This is a genomic window from Bacteroidia bacterium (assembly GCA_016218155.1).
Lineage (GTDB): Bacteria > Bacteroidota > Bacteroidia > Bacteroidales > GWA2-32-17 > GWA2-32-17.
Map to the genome: position 1 here is coordinate 1 of JACREQ010000110.1, position 21,850 is coordinate 21,850.

At 31.2% G+C, this 21,850-nt stretch carries 20 protein-coding genes; 16 read left to right on the plus strand and 4 right to left on the minus strand.

Annotated elements, in window-relative coordinates; genetic code table 11:
• From HY951_18480 to HY951_18490, 3 genes are all read right to left on the minus strand, one after another.
• Positions 1-582: hypothetical protein (locus HY951_18480; GenBank protein ID MBI5542049.1), on the minus strand; the 582-nt coding region annotated here is incomplete at its 3' end.
• Between the two features lie 96 nt (positions 583-678).
• The gene (locus HY951_18485) at positions 679-2,967 is read right to left on the minus strand and encodes a tail fiber domain-containing protein (protein MBI5542050.1); all 2,289 of its coding nucleotides are present in this window, start codon (positions 2,965-2,967) and stop codon (positions 679-681) included.
• A gap of 87 nt (positions 2,968-3,054) precedes the next feature.
• On the minus strand, positions 3,055-5,469 hold the full coding sequence (locus HY951_18490) for a hypothetical protein (GenBank protein MBI5542051.1): 2,415 nt from the start codon (positions 5,467-5,469) through the stop codon (positions 3,055-3,057).
• A 151-nt stretch (positions 5,470-5,620) separates the two neighbouring features.
• Between HY951_18490 and HY951_18495 the strand changes: the two genes are divergently transcribed.
• The 8 genes from HY951_18495 to HY951_18530 all read left to right on the plus strand — a co-directional run bounded on the left by HY951_18495 (position 5,621) and on the right by HY951_18530 (position 13,733).
• Positions 5,621-6,229: a TetR/AcrR family transcriptional regulator gene (locus tag HY951_18495; GenBank protein ID MBI5542052.1), complete on the plus strand. Its 609-nt coding sequence runs from the start codon at positions 5,621-5,623 to the stop codon at positions 6,227-6,229.
• 4 nt (positions 6,230-6,233) lie between these two features.
• On the plus strand, positions 6,234-7,508 hold the full coding sequence (locus HY951_18500) for a TolC family protein (GenBank protein MBI5542053.1): 1,275 nt from the start codon (positions 6,234-6,236) through the stop codon (positions 7,506-7,508).
• Positions 7,509-7,583: 75 nt separating this feature from the next.
• Positions 7,584-8,465: an HlyD family efflux transporter periplasmic adaptor subunit gene (locus HY951_18505; GenBank protein ID MBI5542054.1), complete on the plus strand. Its 882-nt coding sequence runs from the start codon at positions 7,584-7,586 to the stop codon at positions 8,463-8,465.
• A 32-nt stretch (positions 8,466-8,497) separates the two neighbouring features.
• Complete coding sequence (locus tag HY951_18510; GenBank protein ID MBI5542055.1) at positions 8,498-9,421, plus strand: ABC transporter ATP-binding protein; 924 nt, start codon at positions 8,498-8,500, stop codon at positions 9,419-9,421.
• A complete protein-coding gene (locus HY951_18515; GenBank protein MBI5542056.1) occupies positions 9,421-10,167 on the plus strand; it encodes an ABC transporter ATP-binding protein in 747 nt (248 codons plus the stop codon). The genes HY951_18510 and HY951_18515 overlap by 1 nt, the downstream gene beginning before the upstream one ends.
• Positions 10,167-11,273: an ABC transporter permease gene (locus HY951_18520; GenBank protein ID MBI5542057.1), complete on the plus strand. Its 1,107-nt coding sequence runs from the start codon at positions 10,167-10,169 to the stop codon at positions 11,271-11,273. The genes HY951_18515 and HY951_18520 overlap by 1 nt, the downstream gene beginning before the upstream one ends.
• Complete coding sequence (locus HY951_18525; protein MBI5542058.1) at positions 11,274-12,386, plus strand: ABC transporter permease; 1,113 nt, start codon at positions 11,274-11,276, stop codon at positions 12,384-12,386.
• A gap of 72 nt (positions 12,387-12,458) precedes the next feature.
• Positions 12,459-13,733, plus strand: a complete 1,275-nt coding sequence (locus HY951_18530) for an aspartate kinase (GenBank protein MBI5542059.1) — start codon at positions 12,459-12,461, stop codon at positions 13,731-13,733.
• Between the two features lie 12 nt (positions 13,734-13,745).
• Here the strand turns inward: HY951_18530 and HY951_18535 are convergent, their stop codons facing one another.
• Positions 13,746-14,330, minus strand: a complete 585-nt coding sequence (locus HY951_18535; protein MBI5542060.1) for a nicotinate-nucleotide adenylyltransferase — start codon at positions 14,328-14,330, stop codon at positions 13,746-13,748.
• Between the two features lie 129 nt (positions 14,331-14,459).
• Between HY951_18535 and HY951_18540 the strand changes: the two genes are divergently transcribed.
• The 8 genes from HY951_18540 to HY951_18575 all read left to right on the plus strand — a co-directional run bounded on the left by HY951_18540 (position 14,460) and on the right by HY951_18575 (position 21,767).
• Positions 14,460-15,260 carry a DUF2520 domain-containing protein gene (locus HY951_18540; GenBank protein ID MBI5542061.1) on the plus strand — a complete coding sequence of 267 codons (801 nt, stop codon included), beginning with the start codon at positions 14,460-14,462 and terminating at the stop codon, positions 15,258-15,260.
• Between the two features lie 3 nt (positions 15,261-15,263).
• Positions 15,264-15,782 (plus strand): HAD hydrolase family protein, encoded by a 519-nt coding sequence (locus HY951_18545; GenBank protein MBI5542062.1) that lies wholly within the window; start codon positions 15,264-15,266, stop codon positions 15,780-15,782.
• Between the two features lie 11 nt (positions 15,783-15,793).
• Entirely contained in the window at positions 15,794-16,765 is a 972-nt protein-coding gene (locus tag HY951_18550) for a geranylgeranylglycerol-phosphate geranylgeranyltransferase (protein MBI5542063.1), read from the plus strand.
• A 1-nt stretch (position 16,766) separates the two neighbouring features.
• Positions 16,767-17,357, plus strand: coding sequence for a septum formation protein Maf (maf, locus tag HY951_18555; protein ID MBI5542064.1), 591 nt, complete (start codon positions 16,767-16,769; stop codon positions 17,355-17,357).
• A gap of 5 nt (positions 17,358-17,362) precedes the next feature.
• A complete protein-coding gene (locus HY951_18560) occupies positions 17,363-19,510 on the plus strand; it encodes a S46 family peptidase (GenBank protein MBI5542065.1) in 2,148 nt (715 codons plus the stop codon).
• A gap of 14 nt (positions 19,511-19,524) precedes the next feature.
• Positions 19,525-20,130, plus strand: a complete 606-nt coding sequence (locus HY951_18565) for a DUF2238 domain-containing protein (protein MBI5542066.1) — start codon at positions 19,525-19,527, stop codon at positions 20,128-20,130.
• Positions 20,131-20,742 (plus strand): hypothetical protein, encoded by a 612-nt coding sequence (locus HY951_18570; GenBank protein ID MBI5542067.1) that lies wholly within the window; start codon positions 20,131-20,133, stop codon positions 20,740-20,742.
• 74 nt (positions 20,743-20,816) lie between these two features.
• A complete protein-coding gene (locus tag HY951_18575) occupies positions 20,817-21,767 on the plus strand; it encodes a CAP domain-containing protein (GenBank protein ID MBI5542068.1) in 951 nt (316 codons plus the stop codon).
• Positions 21,768-21,850 lie beyond the last annotated feature (83 nt).

The window sequence follows — 21,850 nt, forward strand, 5'->3', positions numbered from 1 at the left end:
ACCACCTTGAGTCAAAGTGACTGCTTGATCCGGTTGAGTATTATTTATTGTAAAGTTTGGATATGTACCTATAACATTTGTTCCAGTTCCTGAATTTAAAACTACTGTCTGATCTGGAGATGTGTTTGAAATTACATTGCCAGCTATTCCGATTCCATTTCCAGAAGTATATGTTTGACCTGCATTACCGGCAGTTTCAGAATAAAGTGCATATGGGACAGACAAAAGTTGAGTTGTTCCCATATCAATATAACCACTTCCAAGATCAGCTTCCACTTTTATAAAATGATTTGATGCTCCCCAGTTTATTGTTGAAAAATTTCCTGTAACAACATTACCATTACCTACAGATAAAGATAATATTCCAAATGTATTGGTTGTTAAGGTATGTGTCTCTACATATTCTGCAACACCTATAGCAGAAACAGGAATAATACTTAATCTCAAATTTACTGATTGAGATTGTAACACATTACCAGATGCATCACGAATTACAGCCTGATATTGAAAAGACTGAGGTGTCTGAGCAACAGAAGTTAATGTTATAACTGTTGCAAAAATCGAGAACAATATATTTTTCATAATGTTAAAATATTATTTAATTTTTTCAAAATATTTTCAATAAACTAGATTAAAATAATAATCAATATCTAAATTAAATCTGCTATAATAAGTTTTTTACTTCTCTGTCTGATACTTTTTAATTTTCTCGATTTCAGCTTTAAGTTCATTTATTTCTGTAATTTTTAATTTTAAATCTGCATTTTCTTTCTCCAGTATTTCAATTCTTGCATTCAAAGATTTAAAAGCATTAATCTCAGCAACTAAAACAGGATGTATATCAATACCTAAGAAACCTTTATCATTTACAGAAACAGCTTCAGGAAATATTTTCTGAACATCCTGTGCACTAAAACCATAAGCATCTGTTTCAGTTTCCAAAATTCCCATCGCATTATCTTTTTTATATCGATAAACTATAGTTTCTAATTTTAATATTTCAGCTAGTCCTTTTACATATGCACCTTTCACATCTTTTAGCCTGATATCTGATGCAATTGTCCATGTACTTGAAGTAGGCTTTGCAGCTGAATTTAATGATAATTGAAGTTGATATACAGGTGCTGTATTTCCTATTCCAACATTACCATTTTTTAGTATAGTAACTGCATTTGAACGTGCACCTGAGGCAGTACCATTTCCTATAACAAATAACGGGTCAGTAAGTACCCAGCTATCAGCAGTTCCACCTAATAATGAATTCCACTTACCAAATGCAAACGAACAATATGATTGAGCAGAAGTATAACTACCAACTGCATGAGCTTCCTTTCCTGCGGCACTATTATCTAAACCAATTGTCACGGAATTATCACCTAACGCACTATTTGAAAGACCCACAGCTAATGAATATGCACCACTTGCAATATTATAATTTGCTGGCGAGAAAAACGTACCTGGTACTCCAAAACCCAATGCAACTGAACTCATTCCTGTAGAATAAGAAAATCTTCCCATAGCAATTGAACCGACTCCAGAAGCCGATACAGCTGTTCCTAATGCAACACCATACGAATTGGCGCTTGTAACAAAAGTTTGTGTTGGATATCCGCCTAAAAATGGATAACCAAATGCAAAACTATAATCTCCATAGGCTTTTGAATACGCTCCCATTGCAACAGATAAACGACCAGTGGCAGAATCAGCAACTCCAAAAGAAATTGAATTAATTCCATTTGAAACGCATCCTGAACCAAAAGCAAACGAACCAATACCATTAGCTTTGGTAAAAGTCCCTAACAAATTACCTAATGTATCTCTACCGGCTGTGCCAAGTGCATAACTACCTTCAGCGTTAGCAATAGCTTTTGAACCTAATGCATATGAATCAAAATGATTAGCAAATGCAGACTCACCAAAGGCAAATGAATTGGAAGCATTTGCAATAGAATTTTTTCCGATTGCCATAGAATAATTACCACGGGCAATACAATTAAAACCTAAAGCCTGTGACCAATCACCAATAGCTTTAGATTCAGAACCAGATGAAAAAGAGTTTATACCAATACTATCCCTATGTTCTACTAAAACCTTACCAGCAAGAAAAGCCTCTTTTGAAGGATACCATAATATTCTTTGTTGACTTGGATTAATTATTTCATTAGTATCAACGCTAACATTTAAAAAATCTTTATTTCCTAATGCATTTAATCCCATTACTGCAAAACCATCACTTGCAGCATCTTCATTTAAGAATATTCTTGTTTTGTCTGGTGTTACTTTTAAGTAATTATTTGTAAATGCTTTTGCATTATTTCTTCCACTTACAGCAAACCCACCTCTGTTAGATTGGATAACATCATCGTTTACAAAAACATTTACACTATCCTGATAAACTACAAAAACTGTCTGACCTAATGAATTTTTAACTTCAAAAAGAGGATCGGTTGCTAAGGCAGTTGAACTTCCCTGAACTACCATCCTGCCAGAAGGATTATTTAATCCAACTCCAACATTACCGGGATTAGCATTATAAATATTGTTACCACTTTTATTCCATAAAGTATCAACATTACCTGCAGATTGAGAATACATAGCATATGGAACAGAAAGAAGTTGAGTAGTTCCCATATCAATATAACCACTGCCAAGATCAGCTTCCACTTTTATAAAATGATTTGATGCTCCCCAGTTTATTGTTGAAAAATTTCCTGTAACAACAGTTCCATTTCCTACAGATAAAGAGACTATTCCAAATGTATTCGTTGTTAAAGTATGCGTCTCAACATACTCTGCAACACCAATAGCAGAAACAGGAATAATACTCAATCTTAAACCTACTGACTGTGTCTGCAATACATTTCCGGAAACATCACGAATTACAGCCTGATACTGAAAAGACTGAGGTATTTGTGCCCAAGCAAAAAAAGAAACAAATACTAAAAAAGTAACAATAACATTTTTCATAATTATTGATTTCATTATAAGATTAAAAAAAAATTGAAAACAAATTTACAAGTATTAGAAAACATCAGTTTATTTTATCTTAAGTTGTTAATTATCCAATTGCCTCCATGAAGTACCATTATAATAATACAAATGATGATCTGTACTATTTGAATATATAGCACCTTCTGTTGGTGATGCGGGTGCAGTACCTGGTATTAATTTTAGTACAGAATTTAATGTAACCATACCTGTTGAAAAGTCACCAAAAATTAATGGATTTGCTGTACTTGTATTGGCAATATAAAGTTTATTTGAACCAATTTCATTTTGCCCTGCACCATATCCTATGAACACATTTCCTGATCCTGGACCCTGTGGACCCATAAATGTGCCAGTACCTGCACCATTTCCTATAAAAACATTATTTGATCCAGTACTATACATTCCTGCAAACAACCCTAAAGCAACATTGTTCATACCATTAATATTTGATTGACCAGCACTATTTCCTATAAAAGTATTCGAAAGACCAACATTATTTCTACCAGCTCCTGCACCGAGGTACGTACAATTGCTAGATGAAACAGATGCCCAACCCGCCTCAAATCCAATGGCTACATTATATAATCCTTGTACATTGTTAAAATGCGCAGCTTCGCCTATTGCAATATTGCTCTCACCGGTAGTGTTATTAAACCCTGCAGTATGTCCGATAAATACATTTTTTTTACCACCATTATTTTTGTAACCGGTCTGATGCCCGACAAAAACATTAAAATCTCCAGTAGTTGCTGTAAAACCAGCTTGGTTTCCAATAATCACATTTTGTTGTCCGCTGGTAAAGTTTTTAGCAACTTCATTCCCTAAAAACACATTATTATTACCAGTCAAGAAATTTGTACCAGCCAGATTACCAAGAAAAACATTTTGAGAACCAGACAGACACATACGACCAGCGTTTTCACCTAAATAAACATTTGCAAGACCAGTGGTATTAGAATAACCGGCTTCATTACCCAGAAACACATTAAAATTTCCATTTGTATTACTATATCCGCATGAATTTCCGATAAAAACATTATTTAACCCTACAGTATTTGACCGTCCTGCCTGATATCCCATAAAAGCATTATTTGATCCGGAAAAATTCTGCTTTCCACTTTCGTATCCAAGGAAAACATTATTGCTTGAATTATTTACAAATCCAGCATTCTTACCAAGAAATACGTTATAGTTACCAGTGGTATTCGTATACCCACAACTGTCGCCAAGAAAAACATTTTCTGACCCTATTGTATTTGAATATCCACTATTATCTCCAAGAAACAAATTACTATATCCACTTAAATTACTGAATCCAGAACGATAACCAATAAAATAATTATTACTTCCCGATGTGTCAGAATAACCAGCCTGATAACCTATAAAAGAATTATATTTTCCAGTTGTTATATTTATTCCTGTTTCGTGCCCTATAAAATAATTGTTCGGAGTCATTTGCATATAACCGGTTTTATTAGTTCCATTAATATTTTCTACTCCAAATCCTTTTAATGTATCTTTTGTCCAGATTTTTGAATTATCTGGAGTAACGTGCAAATATTTATTTGTAAATGCTTTTGCATTATTTCTACCACTAACTGCAAATCCACCTCTATTTGATTGAATAGCTTCATCATTTACAAAAACATTTACGCTATCCTGATAAACAACAAAAACTGTTTGTCCTAATGAGTTCTTAACTTCAAAAAGTGGTTCTGTTGCAAGAGCTGTTGCACTTCCCTGAACTACCATTCTACCTAAAGGACTGGTGGTTCCAATTCCTAAACGCTCATTTGAATTATCCCATATCAAACCTGTATTACCACCAAAAACACCTGCATCATTAAACTGAATTGACTTATTTAATCCACCTGGAGTTCCTGAATTTAAATCTGTACTACTAATTGTAAAGTTTGGATATGTTCCACTTATTGTTGTTGCACCACTCTGCGTTAATGTTATAGTCTGGTCAGGAGCTGTATTGGTAATTGTTGATCCAGTAATGTCAATTCCAGTTCCACCAACATAATTTGCTGTTCCGGCAACTGTAGCATAATTTGCATTTGTAGCATTATCAGCCTGAGTTGCATTTAAAGAATTTATAGCATATGGAACAGAAAGAAGTTGAGTAGTTCCCATATCAATATAACCACTGCCAAGATCTGCCTCTACTTTAATAAAATGATTTGATGCTCCCCAGTTTATTGTTGAAAAATTTCCTGTAACAACAGTACCATTGCCTACAGTTAAAGATACTATTCCAAATGTATTTGTTGTTAAAGTATGCGTCTCAACATACTCTGCAACACCAACAGCAGAAACAGGAATAATACTCAATCTTAAACCCACAGGCTGCGCTTGCAATACATTTCCGGAAACATCACGAATTACAGCCTGATATTGGAAAGACTGTGGTGCTTGAGCAAAAACGTTAACAATTAGTATTAAACTAATTATAGACAATAATAAAGTTTTCATATTTTAAGAATTATTATAATAATCCCAAAAATATGTATTTATATAACTAATAACAAGTGATTCGTCAAAATGAAAAAATAATTTAAAAACATTTGCATTTTAATAAATTATGTTTTAAATTTGACCGTTTGGTTAAACTATTTAGTCAACAATGACAGAAATTGAATTAAGCACTGAATTAAAGATACTTGAAGCTGCAAAACAAGAGTTTTTAGAACATGGTTTTGATGGAGCACGAATGCAAAAAATCGCCGAACGTGCTGGAATAAACAAAGCTTTGCTTCACTATTATTTCAGGTCAAAAGAGAATTTATTTAAAGCTATTTTTAAGTCTGTATTTGAAAATTTTTTCCCAAAGGTTTTTAAAACATTTCAATCAGAAATATCTTTTTTCGACAAACTCAAATTCTTTATAGATAATTATTTAGATGTACTTTCAAATAATCCATTTTTACCGGCATTTATTCTTCATGAAATACGATTAAGACCAGAAATGCTTATTAACAGTATGAAAGAACAAGGGTTTAATCCAACTGTTATACTAAATTTATTTAAGAAAGAAATGGACAATGGAGTTATCTGCACTATGCCTGCAGAGCATTTGGTGGTAAACATTCTGTCGATGTGCATTTTTCCTGTTGCTGCAGCACCAATTATAAAAGGAATGATATTTAAAAATGATGATAATGAATACAAACATTTTCTTGAAGAAAGAAAAATAATTATTTATGAATATGTGGTTAATTCTATAAAAAAATAAAGCTATGTGGATAAAAATAAAAAACTGTTTGCTCATTTCCTTAATTTTTCCATTATTTGGACATAGTCAGGGGAATGACACTTTATATATTGAAAATTGTTACCAGTCTTTAATTTCAAATTGGCCAACATCTAAAAACATCGGATTAACTGAAGAAGCCAGTAATTTAAAAACTAAAAATATTAATTCTTCATTGCTTCCTCAAATCAGTGTTAACGGACAAGCTACTTACCAGAGTGATGTTGTAAGTGTTTCACTTCCCATCCCAAATCTACATATTCCTTCACCTGCAAAAGATCAATATAAAGCTACGCTTGATGTAAATCAGGTTATTTTTGATGGTGGGATTTCATCCCAAAGAAAAAAAATGGAAAGCGCAGGATTGCAAGTCGAAAAACAACAAATTGCAGTAGAAATTAACCAACGTAAAGAGCAGGTAAATACTTTTTTCTTTAACGCATTGTTATTACAGGAAAATGAAGAATTATTAAAAGCATATAAAAGCAAACTCGAAGAAAAAAAATCTGTTATCAACTCTTGTGTTACTAATGGCATACTTACAGAATCTGATTTATTTACAATTCAGGCTGAATTATTAAAGATTGTGCAACAAATTACAGATGTTAAAATAACAAGAGAAAATATTTTATCATCTTTAGGTTTATTAACAGGACAAGAAATTTCAAAAGACAGTAAACTGGGATATAAAAAAACACCAGTATCGTTTAATGACACGATCTCACGTCCTGAATTAACACTATTTAAATTACAACAAACAAGACTAGATGCATCAAAAGGAATTTCAAAAACCACATTAATGCCAAAACTTTATGGCTTTGGTCAAGCTGGATATGGTCGCCCCGGTTTAAATATGCTTAGCGACAATTTCGATAGTTTTTATATTGTTGGTGCAAAATTAAGCTGGACACCATGGGACTGGAGTCAAAGCAAGCACGACAGAAGAGTTACAGATATTCAGAAAGAAATGATAACAAATCAACAGCAAGCATTTGTAAAAGGTATTTCAGTTCAAATGGAAAATGAACTTGGCTCAATAAAAAAAATGGAAGAACTTCTTAACAAAGATCAGGAGATTATTTCACTGAGAGAGAAAATCACTGCTGCGTCATCCTCAAAATTGCAAAACGGTACCATAAAAAGTTCCGACTACATTGATGACATTACAGCAGAAACACAAGCCAGAATTGATATGAAAAGGCATCAAATACAGTTGGTTTTGGCAAAGTATAATTATATGGTAATAAAAGGTTTATTATAAGAAGTGACTAGAGTAATTCAAGTGACTAAAATACTTAAAGTGAGCAAAAATTTAAAAAATGAAAAAATATATCATATGAAAAGAAATATCATAATTCTTATAACAATGTTTGCAATATTGCAATCTTGTTCAGATAATAATAAAGTTTCCGATGCATATGGAAATTTCGAAGCAGTGGAAGTAACTGTTTCTTCAGAGGTTCAGGGGAAGTTAATTTCACTAAATGTAGAAGAAGGTCAGATTATTGATTCCGGAAAAGTTACCGGTATTATTGACACTATTTCATTATGGTTAAAACTTAAACAGGTTGAATCGCAGAAATCGGCTGTATCAGCAAAAGTATCAAATGTATTATCTCAGATCGCAGTACAAGAAGAACAAAAAAAGAATCTACTTTCTGAGAAAACCCGTATTGAAAAACTACTGAAAGACAAAGCTGTTCCCGAAAAGCAATTGGACGATATAAATAACAGTATTAATGTTATAAACAAACAAATTGAAGCCATCAGAACTCAGAATCAGGCTATTTTTAGTGAACTTGATGGCATAGACTTCCAAATAAAGCAAATCCAGGATCAGATTCACAGAAGTTATATGATTAATCCAATTAATGGAACAGTACTTGAAAAATATCTGGAAGAATCAGAAATGACAATACCCGGACGTTCAGTATATAAAATTGCCAATCTTGGCGAAATCATTCTTCGCGCATATGTTGACGAAAAACAATTAGGAAATATAAAAATTGGGCAAGTTGTTAAGACCATGATTGATGATGGAAAAGGAAGTTTAAAAGAAATGCCCGGAACTATCACCTGGATTTCTTCTCAAGCAGAATTCACTCCTAAAATTATTCAAACTCGTGAAGAAAGACAAAACCTGGTATATGCGATAAAAATTAAGGTAAAAAACGACGGAAGCATAAAAATAGGAATGCCCGGAGAAGTTAAGTTTTGATTTAGGATTTAGGATTTACGAAATAGGAATTAATGGAAATCGGAAAACATATATCAGTTCATGAGATAGAAAAAATTTACGATAAACATCGTGCACTACATCCTGTGAGTTTTGATGTGGCTAAAGGCGAACTCTTTGGTTTGATTGGTCCGGATGGTGCAGGAAAAACAACTTTATTCAGAATTCTTACTACTATGCTTTTACCCAATGCAGGAAGTGCATCTATGGCTAGTTTTGATGTAGTAAAAGAATATAAACAAATCCGAAAAATCGTTGGATATATGCCTGGAAGATTTTCTCTTTATTATGATTTGACAGTTGAAGAAAATCTTAGTTTTTTTGCAACGATATTTGGAACAACAATTAGCAAAAATTACGACCTGATTAAAGATATATATGTACAGATTGAACCTTTTAAAAATAGACCTGCAGGAAAACTTTCAGGTGGAATGAAACAAAAGCTGGCTCTCTCCTGCGCACTTATTCACAGACCTGAAATTTTAGTCCTCGATGAGCCCACAACAGGTGTTGATGCAGTTTCACGTAAAGAGTTCTGGGAATTGTTAAGAAAATTCAAAAACGAAGGAATTACAATTATTGTTTCCACTCCATATATGGACGAAGCTGCATTATGCGATCGCATTGCCCTTATACAAGAAGGAAACATAATGCAAATAAACAGTCCCGAAAATGTTATTAAGAATTATGACAAAAAATTATTTTCTGTTAAAACAAAGTATAATCACCATTTATCTGATGATTTGAAAACTTTTGACCCATTAAGTCAGGCTTACTTATTTGGTCAAACTGTACATTACTCTTCACAAAATGAAATAAATCCAAACAATTTACACGAATTTCTCACTACAAAAGGGTATTCAAACATTGAAATCTCAATTTGTAAACCCACCATTGAAGATTGTTTCCTTTCATTAATGAATAAAAAGCAAGAATGATGGAAACAGGGATAACTGTAATATCAGTAAAGAATCTGATTAAAAAATTCGGAAACTTTGTTGCTAATAACAACCTAAGTTTCGAAGTCAAAAGTGGTGAAATCTTTGGTTTTCTTGGAGCAAATGGAGCCGGAAAAACAACAGCATTAAAAATATTATGCGGTTTACTTACTCCAACTTCAGGAGATATTAAAGTTGCAGGTTTTGATGTTTATAAGGAAACTGACAAAATAAAAAAGAATATTGGATACATGAGCCAGAAATTCTCGCTTTATGAAGATTTGACTGTTTATGAAAATATTCGCTTTTACGGAGGAATTTATGGCTTAAGTTTAAAAGAAATTCGAAAACGTTCTGATGAATTGATAGAAAAATTGAATTTAACAAATGTCAGAAATGAATTAATAAAAAGTATTCCTCTTGGCTGGAAACAAAAACTTGCATTTTCAGTGGCTAATTTTCATAAACCAGCTATCGTATTCCTTGATGAACCCACCGGAGGTGTAGATCCTGTAACCCGCCGTGAATTCTGGAATCTGATTTATCAGGCTGCCGATGAGGGAATCACAGTTTTCGTAACAACTCATTATATGGACGAAGCAGAATATTGCAACCGAGTATCTATTATGGTAGACGGAAGAATTGAAGCTATAGGAACTCCCGAAGAATTAGTTACAAATCAAGGAGTAGAAAACATGAATGAAGTATTTTTAAAACTGGCTCGTAAAGCAAAAAATAAAGAATAATGAAACAGCTGGCAGGATTCATAAAAAAAGAGTTCATCCATATTATCCGAGACCCTCGCACGTTGTTCGTTCTTTTTGGCATGCCGGTAATTCAGGTATTGTTATTTGGATTTGTTATCACAAATGAAATAAAAGATGCTTCTATTGCTATTCTAGATCACTCAAAGGATCAGGTGACAAAGCAAATATCATCAAAAATACTCTCCTCTGGATATTTTAAACTTGATGCAACACTTAACTCAGAAAAAGAAATTCATCAGGCATTTCGCGAAGGAAAAATTAAAGAGGTTATCGTTTTTGAGAGTAATTTTGCAACTAAGCTTGAAAAGGAGGGAAAATCTGCCGTTCAGATTATTGGCGACGCTTCAGACCCAAATACGGCAAACATACTTGCTAATTATACCGAAGCAATAATAAAAGATTATTCTTCAAAAATATCTGGTTCAAAACAAAATGTTTCTATCATAATGCCAGAAGTAAGATTACTTTATAATCCAGAAATGAAAGGCTCTTACATGTTTGTTCCCGGAATTATTGCCATGTTACTTATGATAGTTTCTGCATTGTTAACTTCAATTTCTATAACACGTGAAAAAGAATTAGGAACAATGGAGGTATTATTAGCGTCACCACTAAATCCACTAATTGTAATTATTGGAAAAGTTACTCCTTATCTTTTATTATCTTTTATTGACGCATGTCTTATTATTCTAATCGGCAATATTGTGTTTGATGTTCCGGTAGTCGGGAATCTGTTTTTTCTTTTATCTGAAAGTATGTTATTTATACTTATGGCACTTTCTCTTGGTATTCTAATTTCATCTGTAACAAAGACACAACAGTCAGCTATGATGATTTCGCTACTTGCACTAATGTTACCAACTATATTACTTTCTGGCTTTATTTTTCCAATAGAAAACATGCCTCTGATTCTTCAGTATTTATGTAAAATAATGCCACCAAAATATTTCATAACAATAGTTAGATCTATCATGCTTAAAGGAAACGGTTTTTTTGATTTATGGAAAGAAACTGCTGTACTTGCCGGAATGACATTATTCTTTATTGCATTAAGTATTAAAAAGTATAAAATACGTTTAGAATAAATGAGAACTATACTTTTCATAATACAAAAAGAATTTATTCAGATTTTCCGAAACCGGACAATGCTGCCTATGATTTTTATTGCACCAATTATTCAACTAATTATCCTTGTTAATGCGGCTACTTTTGAAATGAAAGACATTCGCCTAAGCATTGTTGATCTTGATCATTCAACCATATCACGCAAACTTATCAGTAAATTTGAAGGTTCGCCATATTTTAATGTAACATTAGATAATAATTCAGCTAAAGATGCCATTAAAAATATTGATAAAGGAAATATTGCAGTAGCTATAATTATTCCACCTGATTTTGAAAAACAATTCATCAAAAATGAAAAAAATGTGAAAGTTCAGGTACTTGTCGATGCAATAAATGGCACTAATGCCGGACTGTCACAAGGTTATATCGTGTCTATAATTCAAAGCTATAATCAACAGATTTATGCAGAAATGCTGGGGAATAACTCCTCTGGTGGTATACAAACCTCAAACCGTTACTGGTATAATCCTGAATTGAATTATAAAACATTTATGGTTCCAGGTATACTAGTTATGCTTGTAACACTCATTGGATTTATTCTTGCAGGAATGAATGTGGTTCGCGAAAAAGAAATGGGAACCATCGAACAAATAAACGTAACTCCAATAAAAAAATATCAGTTTATTGCAGGTAAACTTATTCCTTTCTGGATTATCGGTTTACTTGAACTTGCATTAGGAATGACAATAGGCAAACTACTTTTCGATATTCCAATTGTAGGAAATATTGGACTCGTTTTTGGCTTTGCAGGAATTTATCTGATTTTCATATTAAGTCTTGGTCTTTTTGTTTCAACACTTGTAAATACTCAGCAACAAGCTATGCTGATATCTTTCTTTTTTATGATGGTATTTATTCTTATGAGTGGTTTATTTACCAGTATAGAAAACATGCCATACTGGGCTCAGGTAGTCGATAAATTAAATCCTTTAGCGTACTTTGTAAAAATTATGCGCATGGTGTTATTAAAAGGATCAGGCTTAAAAGAGATAACAGAAAGTGTATATTCAATGATAATTCTGTCATTAGGTATGTTAAGCCTAGCTGTATGGCGATATAGAAAAGTTTCTTAAAATTAGAAACTTCTTTGTATTTTAGCAGACAAATATATTCCATATTAATTTACATTAAACTATAAATAGGCAATGAAAGTATTTAAATTTGGAGGAGCATCAGTAAAGGATGCTAGTGGAGTAAAAAATATTGCTAAAATTCTTTTTAAATATTCTGACTCAAAAATTGTTGTTGTTATCTCTGCAATGGGAAAAACTACAAACGCTTTAGAAAAAGTTTTAAACGATTATTTTAATAAAAATAAAAACATTTTAGATTCCTTAAATTCAATTAAAGATTATCATATAAATATTATTGACAATTTATTTGAAACTGATTTAAAGGAAACTACTAAGAAAGACATTTTGGAAATTTTCAATAAAATAACTAATTATCTTAGAATAAATTTTGAACCTGAAAATTATGATTACGAATATGATAAATTAATTTCATGGGGTGAAGTAATCTCAACAAAAATTATTCATTCATATTTATTAGAACAAAAAATAAATTCTAAATGGGTAGATGCAAGAGAACTAATTAAAACAAACAATAATTATAGAAATGCTGCTATAAATTGGGAAACAACTTGCAATAATTGTAAACAACAAATCGTTGAGTCATTTAAAAATTATGATATTATTATAACTCAGGGATTCATTGGCTCTGACAATCAAAATAATGTAACAACTCTTGGTAGAGAAGGCTCTGATTTTACTGCCGGAATTATAGCTCATGCAATTGAAGCTAACGATGTAACAATATGGAAAGATGTTCCGGGCTTACTAAATGCAGATCCTAAATGGTTTGATGATACTGTTAAGTTAAATAATATTTCATATCACGAAGCAATAGAATTAGCATATTACGGTGCAACTGTTATTCATCCAAAAACTATACAGCCAATAAAAAATAAAAATATTCCACTTTATGTAAAGTCATTCTTAAATCCTGAAGAAGATGGCTCTGTTATTAATAATAACAGTTCTCAGGATTCTAAAATTCCATCATTTATTTTCCGTGTAAATCAAATCCTACTCTCAATATCTTCAAAAGATTACACTTTTATAGTTGAAGAAAATTTAAGTGCAATATTCGGACTATTTGCATCACATAAGGTAAGCATAAACTTAATGGAAAATTCCTCGATAAGCTTTTCTGTTGTGGTTGATTATGACGAAAGAAAAATTAAACCACTTATAAAAGAGCTTCAAAAAGATTATAAAGTTCTTTATAATACTAATGTTGAGTTAGCTACAATTAGAAACTACGATCAAAAAACAATTGAAAGAGTAACTTCAAATAAAAAGATCTTTATTTCTCAGCAAAGTAGAAAAACTGTAAGATTTGTTATGAAGGACAAATAATTATATTCGTAATTATTTATATAACCCACACTCCCCTATATATTCAAATACTTTATCGTGTAAGTAAAATCTTATATCCTTTCCGTTTTTAATTGCATCGCGAATAAAGCTTGAAGAAATTTCTATTAAAGGCGCATTTGTTATTTCAATATCTCCTTCAAATTTTGAATTTTTAATATCAATTCCAGGTCTTGGATAAACAAAAATCTTATAACTCTTTAAAATTTCAGTATAATTTTTCCATTTTTCAAAACTTTGTAAATTATCAGCACCCATTATTAAAGAAAATTTTTTATTCGGATATTTTTCAGTTAAATAAGCGAGAGTATCAATTGTATATGAAGGCTTTGGTAATTTAAATTCTATATCACTTGCTTTCATTTTTGTATGGTCACCTATTGCAGACTTAACCATTTCCAATCTATGATAATCGGGAGCAAGTGATTTCTTATTTTTTAATGGATTGTGGGGAGAAACTATCATCCATAATTCCGACATATCAGTAAACTCTAGAATATAATTAGCAATAGCCAAATGACCAATATGAATCGGATTAAAAGAACCAAAAAATAAACCTGTTAGCTTTTTAGAGGACATATTTTAAACTTGACACGAATAACACTAATTTACAATTATTTTAATTCGTGAAATTAGCGCCAATCATTTATATTTCAAACAAAATTAAAACTATTATTTTATCCCGAGCAAAACTTCTATTTTTGTTGTATGAATTGCGAAGATTTTTCAAAATTACCAATTTATTTGATTGGAGCTGGCAACGTTGCTTCTCATCTGGGAATTGCACTTACCGGCATGGGAATAAAAATAAAATCCGTTTGGAGCAGAAACATAGAAAACGCTACTGTACTTTCAAAAAATATTAATTCTGGTTTTACAGATAACCTCAATGAAATTTGCAATGAAAAAGCCATTTATATAATATCTGTTCCAGACATTGCTATTTCTGAGATCATAAAAACAATTGGAAAAAACAATTCTGTTTTAATTCATACTTCAGGAAGTACTAATATTAATGTTTTTGAAAGTTATTCAACTAATTATGGAGTATTTTATCCACTCCAAACATTTAGCAAAACTAAAAAAGATTTAAATTTTTCTGAGATTCCAGTATTTTTCGAAAGTTCTAATAATTGTGTAAATGAAATTTTAGATAACTGGTGTAAATTATTAAATGTTAAGGCTATAAACCTAAATTCAGAGCAAAGATTAAAAATTCATATTGCTGCTGTATTTGCAAATAATTTTACAAATCACATGATGACTATTGCTCAAGAACTTACAACAGAATATAATATTGACTTTAACTTATTAAGACCTTTAATAACTGAAACATTTGAAAAACTGAAATCATTTAACCCAAATGAGATACAAACTGGACCAGCAATTCGCAATGATATTACGACTATAAATAAACACTTAAATTCACTATCAGATAATCCCGATTTCGCAAAAATTTATAGCTTTGTAAGCGAAAGCATATTAAAAATGTACAAAGAACAAAAATAAATTATGGCAAACTTTAAAGAAGAACTGGTTAATGTAAAAGCTTTCGCGTTTGACGTTGACGGTGTTTTCTCAGGAAACATATTTCTGACTGAAAATGGTGATCAATTACGTACTATGAACATTAAAGATGGTTATGCTGTTCAGTTAGCAATAAAAAAAGGATACCCAATGGCAATAATTACAGGTGGAGTTTCAGAAGGTATTCTTAAAAGATTTGAAGGACTTGGAGTTAAAGATATTTTCATGGGCTGCAGGCAAAAAACTACTGAGTTTGAAATATTTTTGAAAAAACATAGTTTATATGCTTCAGATGTACTTTACATGGGTGATGATATACCTGATTATAAAATAATGAAATCTGCAGGTCTGCCGGTTTGCCCTGCTGACGCTGCTGAGGAAATAAAAAGCATATCAAAATATATTTCAGATATTAAAGGAGGTAAAGGTTGTGTACGCGATGTTATTGAACAGGTGCTTCGTGCTCAGGGAAAATGGATGGATGATGATGCTCATAATTGGTAAAAAAAAGGTTTATGCAAATTATAGATTTCTTTAAATTAATAAGATACAAGAATTTACTTATAATAATTCTTACTCAATATCTTATGAGATGGTGTGTGATTTTTACTTTTATTGATCCTATTGTTAAAGTACTTGATCCTGCAAAAACAAATTTGCTGTTTTCAGAAGGACTTTTTGCATTATTGGTTTTATCAACAGTGTGTATTGCAGCAGCCGGATATGCTATTAATGACTATTTCGATGTCAGAGTTGACACCGAAAACCACCCTGACACCGTACTTGTAGGAACAAAAATATCTAGAAGAATGGCAATGACAATAAATAACATTTTTAATTTTATTGGCGTTGCACTTGGTTTTTATATTTCTTACAAAATTGGCCTCTTTAATTTGGGATTTTTATTTGCAATAATATCCGGGGGATTATGGTTCTATTCTGCACTTTACAAAAGACAGTTAATTATTGGAAATTTAATTATCGCACTATTTGCCGGATTAGTTCCTTTGCTAACAGTAATATTTGAGATTCCATCATTAAATAAAGTGATTACACCCGATCGCCCTCCTGTTGAAACTACGATTGTTAGCGTATTGTTTTTATATATTGCAGGCTATTCTGCTTTTGCTTTTTTAACAACATTGGCTCGTGAAATATTAAAAGATATTGAAGATTTAAAAGGCGACAATTTAGTTGGAAGAAGAACTATTCCTGTAGTTTTTGGAATTAAATCATCAAAAGTAATAGTAATAACATTACTTACAATTATTTTAATATTATTGGGCATTATATATTATTATTATTTCAGAGACTACATTTCATTAACATATCTTTTAGTAACTATAGCTTTACCTACAATTTACCTGATTTATAAATTAATAAAAGCCAATGAAAAAGGTCAGTATCATTATATAAGTACAGGTATTAAAGGGATTATGCTTGCAGGATTAGTTTTCTCTGTACTTCTTAGATTTATCATAGAATAAAATGTTACAGGATAAACTTTCAGAATACAATCTTATTCTGGCTTCTCAATCTCCTCGCAGGCAAATGCTGTTGAAAGGTCTGGATCTTAATTTTGAAGTAATAGTTATTCCAGAAATAGACGAATCAATACCAGATAATTTAAAAGGTAAAGATATTGCAATATATCTTTCCAAACACAAAGCACAATCATATAAACCAATTCTTAATAATAAAACGATTGTAATAACTGCTGATACAATAGTCTGGTTTGATAATAAGGTATTAAATAAACCAGTTGATAAAAGCGAAGCCATTCAAATGCTTAAAATGCTTTCCGGACAAATGCACATTGTTTATACCGGAGTTTGTATTTCTTCATTAAAACACGAAATAACATTCTGCTCAGAAACTAAAGTCTGGTTTAGAAATTTAAGCGATTCAGAAGTTGAATTTTATGTTGAAAAATATAAACCATATGATAAAGCAGGTGCTTATGGAGCTCAGGAATGGATCGGTTATGTAGCAATTGAAAGAATTGAAGGCTCTTATTTTAATGTTATGGGCTTACCGGTTCAGCAACTTTATAATGAATTAGAAAATTTTATAGAATAACCAAAATGAAAAAAATCCTATTTATAATAATTATTATTCCCTTTGTTTTAACAGCAATTGCAGATGAAGGAATGTGGATTCCAATTTTACTTAAAAAGTACAAATTTGAAGACATGCAAAAAAAAGGGTTTAAACTTACCGCAGAAGATATATACAGTATAAACCAAGCAAGCATGAAAGATGCTGTTGTGCTTTTCGGAAGAGGCTGTACCGGCGAACTGGTTTCTAATGAAGGATTGTTACTAACAAATCACCATTGTGGTTATGGTTCAATTCAGGCACAATCAACAGTTGAACATGATTACCTAAGAAATGGTTTCTGGGCAATGAATAAATCTGAAGAATTATCAAATCCCAAACTTTCTGTCACATTTCTTGTTCGCATGGAGGATGTTACAACAAAAGTTTTAGATGGAATATCTAATAAATTGACACAGGAAGAAAGAGCCGCAAAAATTTCAAAGAATATTGCAAAAATAAAAAAAGAAACAAGTGAAGAAAAAAGATATAGTATTGACATAAAACCATTCTATTATGGAAATGAGTACTATATGTTTGTTTATGAAATTTTTAAAGATGTAAGATTAGTTGGTGCTCCCCCATCGTCAATTGGAAAATTTGGCGGCGATACAGATAACTGGATGTGGCCCCGCCATACCGGCGATTTTTCTGTTTTTAGAATTTATGCAAATAAAGATAACCAACCTGCTGAATATTCTCCAAACAACGTTCCTTATAAACCCAAAAAGTTTTTTCCTGTTTCTTTAAAAGGAGTAAAAAAAGATGATTTTACGATGGTTTACGGGTTCCCAGGAACTACACAGGAATATTTACCATCTTATGCCATAAAAATGCTTACTGAAGTTGAAAATCCACATCAAATAAAGCTTCGCGAAGTTAGAATGGGAATTATGAACACAGATATGACAGCAAGTCCCAAAGTTAGAATACAGTATTCAAATAAATATGCAACAGTTTCTAATTACTGGAAAAAATGGCTTGGCGAGAATCGTGGGTTAAAACGATTAAACGCTATTGAGAAAAAAGAACAGTTTGAAAACAAATTTCAGACCTGGGTTAACGCTGATTCTGAAAGAAAAAAAATGTATGGTAATATTCTACCTGAATATAAATCAGTTTATGAAAAATTAACACCGTACACAAGAATAGAAGCATACTTATTTGAAGGAGTAATGACTGATGAAATGGTAAAATTTGCAGGTAATTTTAAAGATTATCAGTCATGGGGAACAAAATCTGATAGTTTGCTTACACCAATATTTGCAACTATCAGAGTACGATCTAGGGATATGTTTAAGGATTTCAATCTAACCACAAATCAGAAAATGTTTAGTCTGATGTTAAAGATGTATTGTGATAGCATTTCGCCTGATTATTATCCACAAATTATGAAAACATGGATTAAAAAATATAAAGGAAACTGGGATTATTGTGTTAATGATATTTCTAATAAAACAATATTTTCTTCAGATTTAAAAGTAAACTCATTTCTGGAAAATTTTAAAAAATCAGGTGCTAAAACAATTGAAAAAGATCCGATATTTATTTTTTACGCTCAGATTGCCAATATGTATAATGAAAGTATTCTGCCTTTTGTAAACAATTACAACAATCAGGTTGACAGTCTTAATAGAATATACATGAAAGCTCAAATGGAATTTCAACCGGAAAGAACATTCTACCCTGACGCAAATTTAACATTACGCATAACATATGGCAAAGTAAATGATTACTCTCCCAAAGATGGAGTAACTTATGATTGGTTTACAACACTTGATGGCATTATCGACAAAGATGATTCTACTATTTATGATTATGATGTCCCAACACGATTAAAAGAGCTTTGGCAAAATAAAGATTATGGACGATATTCCGAAAACGGAGTTCTGAAAGTTTGTTTTACTGGCTCAAATCACACAACCGGAGGCAATAGTGGAAGTCCTGTAATAAATGGGAACGGTGAGCTTATAGGCCTTAATTTCGACAGAAACTGGGAAGGAACAATGAGCGATATTATGTATGACCCAGATCAATGTCGTAACATTACACTTGATATTCGTTATGTTTTATTTATCATTGATAAATTTGCTGGTGCAGGCCACCTTGTAAATGAAATGACAATAGTAGAATAAACTTTCTATTTCATATGAAATATATAAAAACCCTTTTAGTAATTTTCTTCGTTGTGCTTATTTGGTCGGCAATTAAACCAAAAGAATATTTTACATGGTTTTTAGAGGTTTTTCCAGCATTAATAGGATTAATAGTTCTTGTATTTACTTTTAAAAAGTTCAGATTAACAAATTTTCTATATACAATAATTTTAATTCACTGCTGTATTTTATTCGTTGGAGGGCATTACACTTATGCAGAAGTTCCTTTATTTGACTGGATAAAAGAAGTATTTCACCAATCAAGAAATAACTATGATAAAGTTGGACATTTTGCTCAGGGATTTGTTCCTGCATTTATTATCCGTGAAATATTTATTCGCAAAAATATTTTGAATAATAAAAACTGGTTAAGTTTTATTATTGTTTCAATTTGCATGGCAATAAGTGTTGCATATGAATTTATTGAATGGTTTGTTTCCATAATGACCGGCGATGGAGGTGATGCATTTCTTGGCACTCAGGGTTATGTTTGGGACACACAATCTGATATGCTATATGCAACAATAGGAGCAATAGTCGGATTAATTGTACTTAGTAAATTTCATAGCAAACAAATTGCTTTATTTCTAAAAAAATAAATGAGCACCGACATTATCAGCGCATTTATTCTTGGTCTTATTGGTGGTTTAATACCTGGACCTGTTTTAGCTGCAACTTTCACAGAAATATTACAATCCGGTTTTCTTAGAAGTATTCGAATTATATTATGGGCATTACTTGTAGAGACAATTGTTGCACTAATTAGCATGTTGTTATTATCATCGTTTCATTTACCTGAATATGTATTCAGAATTATTTCAATTATTGGTGCAGGAATTCTTATTTGGATATCATTCTCAATATGGAAAATTAAAAAAATCGATTCAGGAGAAAAAGCATTTTTCAGTATCTGGAAAATATCAACAATGATATTAGCAAATGGTATGCTTTGGACTTATTGGATAACTATTTGCGTTCCAAGAGCTATAATACTTCAAGAAAAGATTTTTATGGGAGATTATCTCTTCCTTGCACTTGTTCAAATAGGTTGGTTACTTTCAACAATTGCAGTTGCACTTATTTTTTCGCAATTCAGAAAAATACTTTCAAATCCAAAAGTAATTCCTGTAATTTTTAAAATATTTGCTATGGTATTTATATATTTTGCAGTAGAAACAACTATAAAAACTATTTTATTTTTTCTAAAATAAGTTTTAATTTTCTTTTTAAATTTATTATATTTCACATCGTTAAATTATTGTAATTTCTATATAAAATTTATTAGATGAATTTTAATAAAAAAATAAATTATGTGTTATTTGTTGTAAAAACAAATATTTGCATTCTACTTCATATATTTTTTACTTTTTATTGCTTTGATATTAAAGCACAAATTTTCTCAAAGAGTACAACTTTTGGCAATGATAGTATTGATATTACTTATAATTTAAATGGAGTAAAAGGAAGAATATATGCACCCCATAAAATTCCAATAAATGCTTTTCCTATAAAAGAATCTATAACTGGTAAAAAAGCTAACAACCCCAGTGATATTATTAAAATAAGCAGTTTAAATTATAAGTTAATAGACAGTTTAGTATGGATTGAATGTAATATTTACAGAAAAGAAAAAAAACTTAACCCTGTACTATGGAACGATACTTTATACCTTGGATCTATACATCATAGTCAATATCAGGCTTATTATAATATTATCGGTCACGGAGAAACTGACAGTTTACCCGGAAAAACAGAATCTCAGAAACATTATAATAAAATGCGATATTTCTGTGCAGAAATTTGTTTAAAAAGATCTTTTATTGAGGGTAAAACAACATACACAGAACTCGCAAAAGCAATAATCGAACAATGGAAAAATTCACCCGGACATAATGCCATCATGATAACACCGAAATATAAATTTAATGCATTCTCTTCGGCAATACAGTTCGATGTATTATCCTTGTTAACCCGAGAAAATCTATTAAAATATAACCCGGAGCTATTAACCAAAATAGAAAGTGTTTTACCAGATTACTTTAAAAAAAATAACACATCAAATTCATATGATGTTTGGTGTACAGGAAATTTCACAGATTCAGATAACATTAAAGAAAATATAGACCATGCTGAATATTATATTAATAACAAGCATGAGGATTTAAAAAAGCAGGATAAGAACAAATCAAATAACAATATAAAAAAGGCTAAAAAAAGAAAGAAAAGATATCCTTGATTCTATTCTATTAATTATAAGAATAGTTGATTAATACCAACCGTTTTCAAAAGAATATATATTTTCTGAAAAAATCTTAACTT

What these genes read in the sequence shown, in the direction of transcription:
- HY951_18485 (MBI5542050.1), bottom strand. Translation starts at nt 2,967, where the DNA reads ATGAAAAATGTTATTGTTACTTTTTTAGTATTTGTTTCTTTTTTTGCT.
- HY951_18500 (MBI5542053.1), top strand. Translation starts at nt 6,234, where the DNA reads ATGTGGATAAAAATAAAAAACTGTTTGCTCATTTCCTTAATTTTTCCA.
- HY951_18525 (MBI5542058.1), top strand. Translation starts at nt 11,274, where the DNA reads ATGAGAACTATACTTTTCATAATACAAAAAGAATTTATTCAGATTTTC.
- HY951_18565 (MBI5542066.1), top strand. Translation starts at nt 19,525, where the DNA reads ATGAAATATATAAAAACCCTTTTAGTAATTTTCTTCGTTGTGCTTATT.
- HY951_18545 (MBI5542062.1), top strand. Translation starts at nt 15,264, where the DNA reads ATGGCAAACTTTAAAGAAGAACTGGTTAATGTAAAAGCTTTCGCGTTT.
- HY951_18540 (MBI5542061.1), top strand. Translation starts at nt 14,460, where the DNA reads ATGAATTGCGAAGATTTTTCAAAATTACCAATTTATTTGATTGGAGCT.
- maf (MBI5542064.1), top strand. Translation starts at nt 16,767, where the DNA reads ATGTTACAGGATAAACTTTCAGAATACAATCTTATTCTGGCTTCTCAA.
- HY951_18550 (MBI5542063.1), top strand. Translation starts at nt 15,794, where the DNA reads ATGCAAATTATAGATTTCTTTAAATTAATAAGATACAAGAATTTACTT.
- HY951_18490 (MBI5542051.1), bottom strand. Translation starts at nt 5,469, where the DNA reads ATGAAAACTTTATTATTGTCTATAATTAGTTTAATACTAATTGTTAAC.
- HY951_18535 (MBI5542060.1), bottom strand. Translation starts at nt 14,330, where the DNA reads ATGTCCTCTAAAAAGCTAACAGGTTTATTTTTTGGTTCTTTTAATCCG.
- HY951_18560 (MBI5542065.1), top strand. Translation starts at nt 17,363, where the DNA reads ATGAAAAAAATCCTATTTATAATAATTATTATTCCCTTTGTTTTAACA.
- HY951_18510 (MBI5542055.1), top strand. Translation starts at nt 8,498, where the DNA reads ATGGAAATCGGAAAACATATATCAGTTCATGAGATAGAAAAAATTTAC.
- HY951_18570 (MBI5542067.1), top strand. Translation starts at nt 20,131, where the DNA reads ATGAGCACCGACATTATCAGCGCATTTATTCTTGGTCTTATTGGTGGT.
- HY951_18495 (MBI5542052.1), top strand. Translation starts at nt 5,621, where the DNA reads ATGACAGAAATTGAATTAAGCACTGAATTAAAGATACTTGAAGCTGCA.
- HY951_18575 (MBI5542068.1), top strand. Translation starts at nt 20,817, where the DNA reads ATGAATTTTAATAAAAAAATAAATTATGTGTTATTTGTTGTAAAAACA.
- HY951_18530 (MBI5542059.1), top strand. Translation starts at nt 12,459, where the DNA reads ATGAAAGTATTTAAATTTGGAGGAGCATCAGTAAAGGATGCTAGTGGA.
- HY951_18505 (MBI5542054.1), top strand. Translation starts at nt 7,584, where the DNA reads ATGAAAAGAAATATCATAATTCTTATAACAATGTTTGCAATATTGCAA.
- HY951_18520 (MBI5542057.1), top strand. Translation starts at nt 10,167, where the DNA reads ATGAAACAGCTGGCAGGATTCATAAAAAAAGAGTTCATCCATATTATC.
- HY951_18515 (MBI5542056.1), top strand. Translation starts at nt 9,421, where the DNA reads ATGGAAACAGGGATAACTGTAATATCAGTAAAGAATCTGATTAAAAAA.